The following is a 10,995-nucleotide window of genomic DNA, read 5'->3' as shown; positions in this document are numbered from 1 at the left end:
CCCGTTGCCGCGCGGCCGCCCGCGAGGCCCGTACCGTCGTCAGGGCGCTCAGCCCGCGGGCGTGGTCCACCCGAGGCTCCCGCGCCAGGCCCGCGTCCACGACCACCCGTACGCCCGGAACCGTCAGAGACGACTCGGCCACCGAGGTCGCGAGTACCACCCGGCGCCGTGCCGAGGGGGACAGGACCGCGTCCTGCACGGCCGCGGGCGCCCGCCCGTGCACTTGGAGCACGTCGACGCCTCCGAGCTCCCCCAGTTGCCCGGCGACGCGGGAGATCTCCCCGACGCCGGGCAGGAAACACAGCACGTCCCCGTCCCGTTCGGCCAGCGCCCGCCGCACCACCGACGCGACGTGCGCGAGCAGCAGCGGGTCCACCCGCATTCCGTGCGGCGGCCGGACCGTACGCGCAGGCGGCGCCCACACGACCTCCACGGGGTACGACACGCCCCGCGCCTCGACCACCGGTGCCCCGCCGAGCAGCCGGGCCCAGCCCTCCGCGTCCGTCGTGGCCGACGCGGCCACCAGACGCAGTTCGGGCCGCAGCGCCGTCCGCACGTCCCAGAGGAACGCCGCCGTCGTGTCCGCGTCCAGGTGCCGCTCGTGGCACTCGTCGAGCACCACCACGTCGACGCCCGTCAGCTCCTGGTCCCGCTGGAGCCGTTGCAACAGCACGCCGGTCGTGACGACCTCCACGCGCGCGTGCCGCCCTGCCACCCGCTCACCGCGCACGGTGTACCCGACACTCGCGCCGGGCTCCTCACCCAGCAGCCACGCCATCCGCCGGGCCGCCGCCCGCGCCGCGATCCGCCGCGGCTCGGCCACGACCACACGCCGCGCGGGCCCCTCGCCGAGCAGCCCGGCCAGCGCGAGCGGCACCAGCGTCGTCTTGCCGGCGCCCGGCGGCGCGACCAGCACCGCCGTGCCGTGCCCGTCCAGGGCGTCGCGCAGAGCGGGCAGGGCACCGCGTACGGGCAGGGCGTCCAGGGCGTCGTAACGGATCACGCCCCCAGTGTCGTACGCCGGCGGGACGACCCTCCACGCGCGTGGAGCACGAGACACGTGCACACGAGACCGATGGGTGCGGCTCAGTCGCGCTCGCACACGAAGATCGCCGTCCCCGGGATCAGGTGGCCCCGCAACGGCGACCAGCCGCCCCACTCGGAGGTGTTCCAGTCCGGCCACTCCGGCTCCACGAGGTCCACCAGCCGGAACCCCGACGTCACCACGTCCCGGACCCGGTCGCCGAGCGTCCTGTGGTGCTCGACGTACACCGCGCGGCCCTCGTCGTCCTGCTCGACGTACGGCGTGCGGTCGAAGTAGGAGGCGGACACCGTCAGCCCCTCGGGGCCCGGCTCGTCCGGGAGCGCCCAGCGCAGCGGGTGCGTGACGGAGAAGACGAAGCGGCCGCCGGGCCGCAGCACCCGGCGCACCTCCCGCAGCACCAGCCGCGGGTCGGCGACGAAGGGCAGCGCCCCGTACGCCGAGCACGCCAGGTCGAAGGAGCCGTCCGCGAAGGGCAGCACGGTCGCGTCGGCACAGACCAGGGGGAACGAGCCGCCGATGCGCAGGGCGTGCTGGAGCTGGCGGTGGGAGAGGTCCAGGGCCACCGGACGGGCACCCTGGGCGGTCAGCCAGCGCGAGCACTGGGCGGCGCCGGCCCCGATCTCCAGGACGTCCTTGCCCTTCAGGTCCTCCACCGGGCCGAGCAGCTCGGCCTCCACCTCGTCCAGGCCCTCCGGACACCACACGAAGCGGTCGTCGCCGAGGAAGGTGCCGTGCTCGACCTGGTACTCGTCCGCGTTCCGGTCCCACCAGCCGCGGTTGGCTCGGGAGCTCTCCGTGACACCGGCGGCACGCCGGGTGGCCTCGGGCTCCGCCCCTGTGGCTTCGGACGCCTCGGACGCTTCGGGCTCTTGGATGACCGGCTCCCTCGTACTAGTCTGCGGCTCTTCACGCAGCCGGTCCCGCGTGTCACCAAGAGGGCCTCTGGGGGCCCGCGTGGCCTCGGGAGACGGCTTTCGTGCCGGGTATGTGACGATCTGCCCCGGGTGTGCGGCTTCGCGCATTGACCCTGCCCGGCTGCCCCCGTATGCTACAAGTTGCGCTGCGGGCCTGCGCACCTCAGACGTAGCAGGTCGCGCTCGCATCTGTTGTATGTCCCCTCGGTTGTCGAGGTGTCACCCCTTGTTTCGGTGACACTTCCTTGGCTGTCCGGCTTCTGCAGAGCGAAACGGGCTCCCGGCGTAAGCAGTACCTACGACTTCAATGTCCGTACCGGAGCCCTTTCCCACATGACGAGCAGCACCGAGACCACCGCCACCACCCCGCAGGTTGCGGTCAACGACATCGGTAACGAGGAAGCCTTCCTCGCCGCGATCGACGAAACGATCAAGTACTTCAACGACGGCGACATCGTCGACGGCGTCATCGTGAAGGTCGACCGGGACGAGGTCCTGCTCGACATCGGTTACAAGACCGAAGGTGTCATCCCGAGCCGCGAGCTCTCGATCAAGCACGACGTCGACCCCAACGAGGTCGTCGCCGTCGGTGACGAGATCGAGGCCCTTGTTCTCCAGAAGGAGGACAAGGAAGGCCGCCTGATCCTCTCGAAGAAGCGCGCTCAGTACGAGCGTGCCTGGGGCACCATCGAGAAGATCAAGGAAGAGGACGGCATCGTCACCGGTACCGTCATCGAGGTCGTCAAGGGTGGTCTCATCCTCGACATCGGCCTCCGCGGCTTCCTCCCGGCCTCCCTGGTCGAGATGCGCCGTGTCCGCGACCTCCAGCCCTACGTGGGCAAGGAGCTCGAGGCGAAGATCATCGAGCTGGACAAGAACCGCAACAACGTGGTCCTGTCCCGCCGCGCCTGGCTGGAGCAGACCCAGTCCGAGGTCCGCCAGACGTTCCTCACGACCCTCCAGAAGGGTCAGGTCCGTTCCGGCGTCGTCTCCTCGATCGTCAACTTCGGTGCCTTCGTGGACCTGGGTGGCGTCGACGGTCTGGTCCACGTCTCCGAGCTCTCCTGGAAGCACATCGACCACCCGTCCGAGGTTGTCGAGGTCGGCCAGGAAGTCACCGTCGAGGTCCTCGACGTGGACATGGACCGCGAGCGCGTCTCCCTGTCGCTGAAGGCGACCCAGGAAGACCCGTGGCAGCAGTTCGCCCGCACCCACCAGATCGGCCAGGTCGTGCCCGGCAAGGTCACGAAGCTGGTGCCGTTCGGTGCGTTCGTCCGCGTGGACGAGGGCATCGAGGGTCTGGTCCACATCTCCGAGCTGGCCGAGCGCCACGTGGAGATCCCGGAGCAGGTCGTCCAGGTCAACGACGAGATCTTCGTCAAGGTCATCGACATCGACCTCGAGCGCCGCCGCATCAGCCTCTCGCTGAAGCAGGCCAACGAGGCCTTCGGTGCCGACCCGTCGGTGGTCGAGTTCGACCCGACCCTGTACGGCATGGCCGCGTCCTACGACGACCAGGGCAACTACATCTACCCCGAGGGCTTCGACCCCGAGACCAACGACTGGCTCGAGGGCTACGAGACCCAGCGCGAGGCGTGGGAGACCCAGTACGCCGAGGCGCAGCAGCGCTTCGAGCAGCACCAGGCGCAGGTCATCAAGTCCCGCGAGGCGGACGAGAAGGCCGCTGCCGAGGGTGTCGACACCGCGGGTGCGGCTCCGGCCGCTTCCGCCGGCGGTGGCGGCGGCGGCGGTGGCTCGTACTCCTCCGAGGGCGGCGACAACTCCGGCGCCCTGGCGTCGGACGAGGCGCTGGCCGCGCTGCGCGAGAAGCTGGCCGGCGGCCAGAGCTGAACGCAGGCTGAGCAGAACCTCACCGAGCGTTAGCTCGTGAACCGAGGGCCCGCACCCTTCCCGGGGTGCGGGCCCTCGGCGCGTTCGGCGACGCCGGGTCAGGGCGCGGACGGGGAATGCCCGGGCCGGGACCCGTGTTGTGCAGTACGAACACCAGGAGGGGAGCGGTCACTGTGCTTGATCCGCAGGGTTTGTACGCATGGGAGCCGAAGGGCTTGGCCGTCGTCGACATGGCACTCGCCCAGGAGTCGGCGGGACTGATCATGCTGTACCACTTCGACGGATACATCGACGCCGGCGAGACCGGCGACCAGATCGTCGACCGGGTGCTCGACTCGCTGCCTCACCAGGTCGTCGCCCGCTTCGACCACGACCGGCTCGTGGACTACCGGGCACGTCGGCCACTGCTGACCTTCAAGCGGGACACCTGGACGGACTACGAGGAACCCGCCATCGAGGTGCGAGTCGTCCAGGACGCCACCGGGGCCCCGTTCCTGCTGCTGTCGGGCCCCGAGCCGGACGTCGAGTGGGAACGCTTCGCCGCTGCCGTGCGGCAGATCGTCGAACGGCTGGGTGTCCGCCTCGCGGTCAACTTCCACGGCATCCCCATGGGCGTCCCGCACACCCGTCCCGTCGGCATCACCCCGCACGGCAACCGCGCCGATCTGGTGCCGGGCCACAGCAGCCCCTTCGAGGAGGCGCAGGTCCCCGGCAGCGCCGAGGCACTCGTCGAGTACCGGCTCCTGCAGGCCGGCCACGAGGTGCTGGGCGTGGCCGCGCACGTCCCCCACTACATCGCCCGCTCCCCGTACCCGGACGCGGCGCTGACCGTCCTGGAGGCGATCACCGCCGCGACCGGCCTGGTCCTGCCGGGCATCGCGCACTCCCTGCGCACGGACGCCCTCCGCACCCAGACGGAGATCGACCGGCAGATCCAGGAGGGCGACGAGGAACTCACCGCCCTCATCCAGGGCCTGGAGCACCAGTACGACGCGGCCGCGGGCGCCGAGACCCGCGGCAACATGCTCGCCGAGCCCGTCGAGATCCCGTCGGCGGACGAGATCGGCCGCGAGTTCGAACGGTTCCTGGCGGAGCGGGAGGGCGACGGCTGATCCGGTAATCTGGCGGATGCCCGTGCCCCGCCTGTCCCCGCCGTGGCAGGGATGTTCCGGTGGGCCTGACCGGCGGTATCGGAGTCGGTAAGTTGCTCCCCGCGACGACGGGGATTGGTGAGGTGGAGGCGCGGTCATGCTGTCCGTGGGCCTGACCGGCGGGATCGGCGCCGGCAAGAGCGAGGTGTCGCGGCTGCTCGTCGAGCACGGCGCCGTACTGGTCGACGCGGACCGGATCGCGCGCGAGGTCGTCGCGCCGGGTACCCCGGGGCTCGCGGCGGTCGTGGAGGCGTTCGGCGAGGACGTGGTCTCCGAGGACGGCAGCCTGGACCGGCCGAAACTCGGTTCGATCGTGTTCGCCGACCCGGAGAAACTTGGCGCGCTGAACTCGATCGTGCACCCCCTGGTCGCCGACCGGTCCCGCGCCCTTGAAGAGGCCGCCGCCGAGGACGCCGTCGTCGTCCACGACGTCCCGCTGCTCACGGAGAACGGCCTGGCACCGCTGTACGACCTCGTGATCGTCGTGGACGCCGCCCCCGCCACCCAGCTCGACCGGCTGGTACGGCTGCGCGGCATGACCGAGCAGGACGCACGCGCGCGGATGGCCGCCCAGGCCACGCGCGAGCAGCGCCGGGAGATCGCGGACGTGGTCATCCACAACGACGTACCGCTGGACGAGCTGCGGCGCCGCGTGGCGGAGGTGTGGGACGAGCTGACCCGCAAGGCGCACGCTCCGCGCTGAGCGCCCTGGCGCCTCCGGTCGCTCCGTCCGTCCCAGGAATAGGGGTCCCCGCGCGGGCGTTGATCCCTTTCAGTGAGGGAAGGACTCTGCCGTGCCCGAGACCAGCGGTTCGACCGGACGTACTCCGGAGACGGATGTCATCGACTTCCGTGCCGCCGAGCAACTGCTCGCGGCGCGGGACCCGCGAGGCGCGGTGAAACTGCTCGACGGAGTCATCGCAGCGCACCCGGAGAGCACCGCCGCCCGGCTGCTGCGCGCGCGTGCCTTCTTCGCGGCGGCACAACTGAGAGCGGCCGAGCTGGAGTTCACCATCGTCCTGGAGCGTGAGCCGGACAACGCGTTCGCGCACTTCGCACTCGCCCGCACCTATGAGCGCCGTGGCTGCCCCGACCAGGCCCGGCGGCACTTCCGGCTGGCGGCGGCTCTGGACCCGAATCCGGAGTATCTGCAGCAGGCGCGGTTCGACTCCTGACGGTCAGCTCCTCGGCGGCCGGTACGGCGGTACGTCCGGCCCGGGCTGGTAGTGCGGGCCCTGGCGGATGTGCCGGACGATGCGAGCCACCGCAGACGGCACGGCACGGGCGGAGTGCGGGCCCCGCGGTGGCTGGTGCACCACTTCCGCGGAGAGCTGTACCAGCTGGGGCGGTTGCAGTGCGAACGGGCCACGGTCGGGCAGCGCACCGCGCCGGTACTGCGGTCGGCCGGGATGAACGCGGTGCCGGGCGAGCCCTGCCTGAACCTGCACGTCCCCGACTACCGGGGGCCGCTGGCACCGGCCGCCTGCGACCGCTCGCTCGGCCTCACCGGGGAGTTCTTCCGCCGGCACTTTCCCGAGGAGCCGTACGGTGCCGGGTCTGACCAGCCACGGCCGGTGCAGGTGTTCAGGGCCTGTTCTCGGCATCCCGCCGGGCCTGGCTCAGGCCCTCCAGCCCGCGCAGGCGTTCCAGCTCGCGACGGTCCCGCTTGGTGGGACGGCCGGCGCCGCGGTCGCGGATGCCGGCCGGGGCGACGGCCTCGCGGGGCGGGGGCGGCGGGGAGTTGTCGACGTAGCACTGGACGGCGACCGGGGCTCCGACGCGCTTGCGGATCAGCCGCTTCACGACGACTACGCGTTCCCGGCCCTCGTGCCGCAGGCGCACCTCGTCTCCGACGCGCAGCGAGTACGCGGGCTTCACCCGTTCGCCGTTCACCCGGACGTGGCCGCCCTTGCAGGCGGTCGCGCCGAGGGAGCGGGTCTTGACGAGGCGGACGGCCCAGATCCAGCTGTCCACGCGGACGCTCCCGCCGTTCTGTGGCCCGGCCGCCTCGGCGGCGGCGATCGCGGCGGCGGTCTTCGGGTCCGGGGGCAGGGTCGCGGGAGCCGCGCCGTCGGTCTTGTCGTCGGCCTTCGTGCCGGCCTTGGCCCCGGTGGTGTCCTGTGGGTCGGCCGCCCCGCCGTTCCTGCCCTCGTCATGCTCGGAAGCCATGGCTCGACCCTAACCGTTCGGCCGGGCGAGAGGGACTCCTATTTCCGCGGTCCCGGAGCGGTCCCGGCACTGTCGCGCGCTGTCGCGGTCGCCAGTGGCCGGGCCGAGAGCCGGGCGCCAGGGCCCGTGGTCTTACGGTGGAGGCATGGACACCAGCGGCCTCTCCGTACTCGACCAGCGGATCGCGGGGTGCCGGGCCTGCCCGAGGCTGGTGGACTGGCGGGAGGAGGTGGCCCGTACCAAGCGGGCGGCCTTCGCCGACTGGACGTACTGGGGCAGGCCGGTGCCGGGCTTCGGTCCGCCGGACGCGCGTCTGCTGATCGTCGGGCTCGCCCCCGCGGCCCACGGCGGCAACCGCACCGGCCGGATGTTCACCGGCGACCGTTCCGGAGACGTGCTGTACCGGGCGTTGTACGACGTGGGTCTCGCCTCGCGGCCCACCGCGGTCTCCGCCGACGACGGCCTGGCACTGTACGGCGTGCGCGTCACCTCGCCGGTGCACTGCGCCCCGCCCGCCAACAAGCCCACCCCCACCGAACGCGACACCTGCCGCTCCTGGCTCGTCCAGGAACTGGGTCTGCTGCGGCCGACGCTGCGGGCCGTGGTGGTGCTCGGCGCCTTCGGCTGGCAGGCGGCGCTGCCCGCGTTCGCCGAGGCGGGCTGGACGGTGCCCCGCCCCCGCCCCGCCTTCGCGCACGGCGCGCACGTCACGCTGGACGCCACGGAGGGGCCCGGTCTGCATCTTTTCGGCTGCTTCCACGTCAGCCAGCGCAACACCTTCACCGGCCGTCTCACCCCCGAGATGCTCCGGGACGTGCTGCGCACGGCGGCCGGGACGGCGGGGCTGCCCAAGGCGTAGGGCCCACGGCCTAAAGGGGGTGAACATCCCGGGCCGACGGCGTTACGGTGCCCCGATGGGCCTGTATCCGGAGATCGAACCGTACGACCACGGCATGCTCGACGTCGGTGACGGCAATCGCGTTTACTGGGAAACCTGCGGAAACCCGCACGGCAAACCCGCGCTGGTGCTGCACGGAGGGCCCGGGTCCCGCACCAGCCCCAACCTCAGACGGTACTTCGACCCGGCCGCCTACCGGATCGTGCTCCTCGACCAGCGCGGCGCCGGACGGTCGGTCCCTCCGGCGAGCGACCACGAGACCGACATGAGCGTCAACACGACCGCCCACATCATGGCGGACCTGGAGCGGCTGCGCGCCCACCTCGGCATCGAGCGGTGGCTGGTGTGGGGCGTGTCGTGGGGATCCATTCTGGGACTGCGGTACGCACAGACTCACCCGGGAGTGGTGACCGAGTTGGTGCTGACCGGGGTCGCGACCGGCTCCAACGCCGAAGTGGCCCTCCTGACACGCGGGTTGGGGATGATCTTCCCCGACGCCCACGAGCGGTTCCTCGCCGAACTGCCGGCAGACGAACGCGACGGCAATACGGCCGCCGCGTACAACCGGCTGCTGGAGTCGCCCGACGCCGGAGTCCGGGCCCGGGCCGCACGCGCCTGGACCGACTGGGAGACGGCGACCATCCCCGCGCCGCCCCGCTCCGTCGCCCGGTTCGAGGACCCGGAGTTCCGCATGGGCTTCGCACGAACCGTCACCCACTACTGGGGCAACGATCACTTCCTCGGCGACGGCAACGACGAGGGCGTCGTCCTGCGGGACGCGCACCTGCTGAAGGGCATCCCGGGCACCCTCGTGCAGGGCAGCCTCGACTTCGGCAACCTCCTCGGCGTCGTCTGGCGGCTCCACCACGCCTGGCCGGACAGCGAACTGGTGGTCGTGGACGAGGCCGGGCACGACGCCGGAACGATGGGTGACGACGTACTGGTGGCGGCGACGGACAGGTACGCGGGCGCCGATGCCTGACGGGCCGGTACGCGCGCCGGTGCCTGACTGGCCGTGGGGCACGTCCGGCCGGTCCACCCACGGCCGAGCCCGTGCCCTACGTCCCCACGGCCGCGCCCGTGCCCCACGGCTCCCACACGTACCGCACGTCCGGCTCCCGCTCCTCGTTGCCGGCGCCGTCCGTCCACTCCACTGCCGTGAAACCGTGCCGCTCGTAGAAGCGGTGCGCGGGCGCGTTGACCTGGAAGGTCCACAGCGAGAGCCCTTCGGGCCTGCGTTCCTTGGCGAGCGCGACGAACCGGTCCCCGATGCCGCGCCCGCGCCAGTCCGGGGCGAGGTACAACTGCGACAGCTCCCCCTCCTCCAGCACCATCACGCCGACGACATCGCGGCCGGCCGCCTCCGCGACCCACGTCTCACGCAGGGGCACCAGCACGTGGTGGAAGTAGTCCAGGACTTCTTCGTCGGCGCGGGGCCGGACCACGGTCGGCAGCGCGGCGGTGAAGGAGGCCAGCCAGACGCCGGCCGCCGCACGCGCGTCGGCGGCCGCCGCCCGTCGCAGGAGGACGGGCCCGTCTCCCTCCCGGTTCACGGACGTGTCTCCTCCGGCACGGCCGCCGTCGCCGTGATCTCCACCAGCTGACCCGGGTACCCGAGGCAGCTCACCCCGAGCAGCGTCGAGGAGTGCGGGCCGGTGCTGAGTCCGGACGCCTCGACGACCTCCCAGACGGCGGACAGCGCTGCGGTCTCGCCGCTGACCACGTACACGTCGGTCGAGAGAACGTGCCTCAACTCGCTCCCGACGGAGCGCAACTGCTCGGTGAGGTTGACGATCACCTGCTCGGCCTGCCGGACCGGATCACCCGCACCGACCAGCTTCCCCTCCGCGTCGAGCGGAACGGACCCGGCGAGGAAGGCGAGCTTCGTCCCGGCCTCGACGACGGAGGCATGGGAGTAGGCGGGCGGCGGGAAAAGGCCCGGTACGGTGGTGCGCTGGATCACGTGGGCTCCTGGGACGGTGAACGTCGACCTCCCGATCGTCCGTTCCGCGGCTCGTCCTCGCACCCGATTTTCCCTCCTTCGACAGCGCGAGCCACCGACAATCGCCTCGTGCCACCGGTCGCCCCGCGTACGCTTCCGGCGTCCGCCCACCCTCGCTCCCACCCGTCAGGAGCCCGCAGCAGTGCCCTCCCTCACGGACCAGGCCTTCCTCGACACCACCGCCGACCGCCTCGCCGCCCTGCCCGACGTCCGGGCGGTGACCCTCGGCGGCTCCCGGGCCCAGGGCACCCACGGGCCCGACAGCGACTGGGACCTGGCCGTCTACTACCGGGGCGCCTTCGACCCGGACGGTGTCCGGGCCCTCGGCTGGGCGGGGGAGGTCTCCGAGGTCGGCGCATGGGGCGGCGGTGTCTTCAACGGAGGCGCCTGGCTGACGATCGACGGACGCCGGGTCGACCTGCACTACCGCGACCTCGACGTGGTCGAGCACGAGGTGGCGGAGGCGGAGGCGGGACGCTTCGGCGTCGAGCCGCTGATGTTCCACCTCGCGGGCATCCCGACGTACCTCGTGGTCGCGGAGCTCGCGATCAACGAGGTGCTGCGTGGCGAACTGCCCCGCCCCGCCTACCCCGAGGCCCTCCGCGCCACCGCCCCCGAGCGCTGGCACGGTGCGGCCACGGCCACCCTCGCGTACGCCAGGGCCGGCCACGCGCCCAAGGGCGCCGTCACACAGGTCGCCGGCGCGATCGCCCTGGCCGCGACACAGACGGCCCACGCGGTCCTGGCGGCACGGGGGGAGTGGGTCACCAACGAGAAGGGGATGGTGCGACGGGCCGGGCTGGGCGGGGCCGCCGGGGTCGACGGGCTGCTTGCGGAGCTGACACCCGGGCCGGAGGCCCTGGCGCGGTCGGTGACACGTGCCGAGACGCTGCTGCGCGGGGCTGTGGAGCTGGGCTGACGCCAGTGGAACGTCGTCACGGCGGAGATGCCTCGTGAGTGGATCC

12 protein-coding genes and 2 pseudogenes are annotated in these 10,995 nt (G+C 72.1%); 8 read left to right on the top strand and 6 right to left on the bottom strand.

Annotation, left to right across the window (positions count from 1 at the left end; all coding sequences use genetic code 11):
* Both EBH09_RS08780 and EBH09_RS08775 read right to left on the bottom strand, forming a co-directional pair.
* On the bottom strand, positions 1 to 1,003 hold a 1,003-nt coding region (locus tag EBH09_RS08780), incomplete at its 3' end, for a DEAD/DEAH box helicase (protein ID WP_121746477.1).
* Positions 1,004 to 1,086: 83 nt separating this feature from the next.
* The gene (locus tag EBH09_RS08775; RefSeq protein WP_238697241.1) at positions 1,087 to 2,067 is read right to left on the bottom strand and encodes a class I SAM-dependent methyltransferase; all 981 of its coding nucleotides are present in this window, start codon (positions 2,065 to 2,067) and stop codon (positions 1,087 to 1,089) included.
* Positions 2,068 to 2,292: 225 nt separating this feature from the next.
* Between EBH09_RS08775 and rpsA the strand changes: the two genes are divergently transcribed.
* The 4 genes from rpsA to EBH09_RS08750 all read left to right on the top strand — a co-directional run bounded on the left by rpsA (position 2,293) and on the right by EBH09_RS08750 (position 6,136).
* Positions 2,293 to 3,810, top strand: coding sequence for a 30S ribosomal protein S1 (gene rpsA, locus EBH09_RS08765; RefSeq protein ID WP_121746475.1), 1,518 nt, complete (start codon positions 2,293 to 2,295; stop codon positions 3,808 to 3,810).
* Positions 3,811 to 3,983: 173 nt separating this feature from the next.
* The gene (locus tag EBH09_RS08760) at positions 3,984 to 4,922 is read left to right on the top strand and encodes a PAC2 family protein (protein ID WP_121746474.1); all 939 of its coding nucleotides are present in this window, start codon (positions 3,984 to 3,986) and stop codon (positions 4,920 to 4,922) included.
* Between the two features lie 136 nt (positions 4,923 to 5,058).
* Complete coding sequence (gene coaE, locus EBH09_RS08755) at positions 5,059 to 5,664, top strand: dephospho-CoA kinase (RefSeq protein WP_121746473.1); 606 nt, start codon at positions 5,059 to 5,061, stop codon at positions 5,662 to 5,664.
* 91 nt (positions 5,665 to 5,755) lie between these two features.
* Positions 5,756 to 6,136, top strand: a complete 381-nt coding sequence (locus tag EBH09_RS08750; protein ID WP_121746472.1) for a tetratricopeptide repeat protein — start codon at positions 5,756 to 5,758, stop codon at positions 6,134 to 6,136.
* A 3-nt stretch (positions 6,137 to 6,139) separates the two neighbouring features.
* Here the strand turns inward: EBH09_RS08750 and EBH09_RS38690 are convergent.
* Positions 6,140 to 6,217 (bottom strand): annotated as a pseudogene (locus EBH09_RS38690) (DUF6343 family protein); the annotation flags it as partial.
* Between EBH09_RS38690 and EBH09_RS37750 the strand changes: the two are divergent.
* Positions 6,188 to 6,448, top strand: a pseudogene (locus EBH09_RS37750) (acyltransferase); the annotation flags it as partial. The pseudogenes EBH09_RS38690 and EBH09_RS37750 overlap by 30 nt on opposite strands.
* A gap of 97 nt (positions 6,449 to 6,545) precedes the next feature.
* Here the strand turns inward: EBH09_RS37750 and EBH09_RS08745 are convergent.
* On the bottom strand, positions 6,546 to 7,130 hold the full coding sequence (locus EBH09_RS08745) for an RNA-binding S4 domain-containing protein (protein WP_121746471.1): 585 nt from the start codon (positions 7,128 to 7,130) through the stop codon (positions 6,546 to 6,548).
* A gap of 145 nt (positions 7,131 to 7,275) precedes the next feature.
* On the opposite strand from EBH09_RS08745, the gene EBH09_RS08740 reads away from it, so the two are divergent.
* Together EBH09_RS08740 and pip are read left to right on the top strand one after the other, a co-directional pair.
* Entirely contained in the window at positions 7,276 to 7,989 is a 714-nt protein-coding gene (locus tag EBH09_RS08740; RefSeq protein ID WP_121746470.1) for a uracil-DNA glycosylase, read from the top strand.
* Positions 7,990 to 8,044: 55 nt separating this feature from the next.
* Positions 8,045 to 9,010 carry a prolyl aminopeptidase gene (gene pip, locus EBH09_RS08735; RefSeq protein WP_121746469.1) on the top strand — a complete coding sequence of 322 codons (966 nt, stop codon included), beginning with the start codon at positions 8,045 to 8,047 and terminating at the stop codon, positions 9,008 to 9,010.
* Positions 9,011 to 9,086: 76 nt separating this feature from the next.
* Here pip and EBH09_RS08730 read toward each other — a convergent pair whose 3' ends face one another.
* On the bottom strand, positions 9,087 to 9,581 hold the full coding sequence (locus EBH09_RS08730) for a GNAT family N-acetyltransferase (RefSeq protein ID WP_193776199.1): 495 nt from the start codon (positions 9,579 to 9,581) through the stop codon (positions 9,087 to 9,089).
* A complete protein-coding gene (locus EBH09_RS08725) occupies positions 9,578 to 9,991 on the bottom strand; it encodes a RidA family protein (RefSeq protein WP_121746467.1) in 414 nt (137 codons plus the stop codon). Before EBH09_RS08725 ends, EBH09_RS08730 begins: the two co-directional genes overlap by 4 nt.
* A gap of 181 nt (positions 9,992 to 10,172) precedes the next feature.
* Between EBH09_RS08725 and EBH09_RS08720 the strand changes: the two genes are divergently transcribed.
* A complete protein-coding gene (locus EBH09_RS08720) occupies positions 10,173 to 10,949 on the top strand; it encodes a nucleotidyltransferase domain-containing protein (protein ID WP_121746466.1) in 777 nt (258 codons plus the stop codon).
* Positions 10,950 to 10,995: the final 46 nt, after the last annotated feature.

Origin of the sequence: Streptomyces sp. E2N166, from assembly GCF_003671715.1 — a bacterium.
Lineage (GTDB): Bacteria > Actinomycetota > Actinomycetes > Streptomycetales > Streptomycetaceae > Streptomyces > Streptomyces thinghirensis.
Note: the sequence above shows the minus strand (reverse complement) of the source record. Positions and strands in the feature narration are given on the sequence as shown.

Bases quoted from the DNA above. Each gene is read 5' to 3' on its own strand.
- EBH09_RS08775 (WP_238697241.1), bottom strand. From the start codon at position 2,067: ATGCGCGAAGCCGCACACCCGGGGCAGATCGTCACATACCCGGCACGA.
- pip (WP_121746469.1), top strand. From the start codon at position 8,045: ATGGGCCTGTATCCGGAGATCGAACCGTACGACCACGGCATGCTCGAC.
- EBH09_RS08745 (WP_121746471.1), bottom strand. From the start codon at position 7,130: ATGGCTTCCGAGCATGACGAGGGCAGGAACGGCGGGGCGGCCGACCCA.
- coaE (WP_121746473.1), top strand. From the start codon at position 5,059: ATGCTGTCCGTGGGCCTGACCGGCGGGATCGGCGCCGGCAAGAGCGAG.
- rpsA (WP_121746475.1), top strand. From the start codon at position 2,293: ATGACGAGCAGCACCGAGACCACCGCCACCACCCCGCAGGTTGCGGTC.
- EBH09_RS08740 (WP_121746470.1), top strand. From the start codon at position 7,276: ATGGACACCAGCGGCCTCTCCGTACTCGACCAGCGGATCGCGGGGTGC.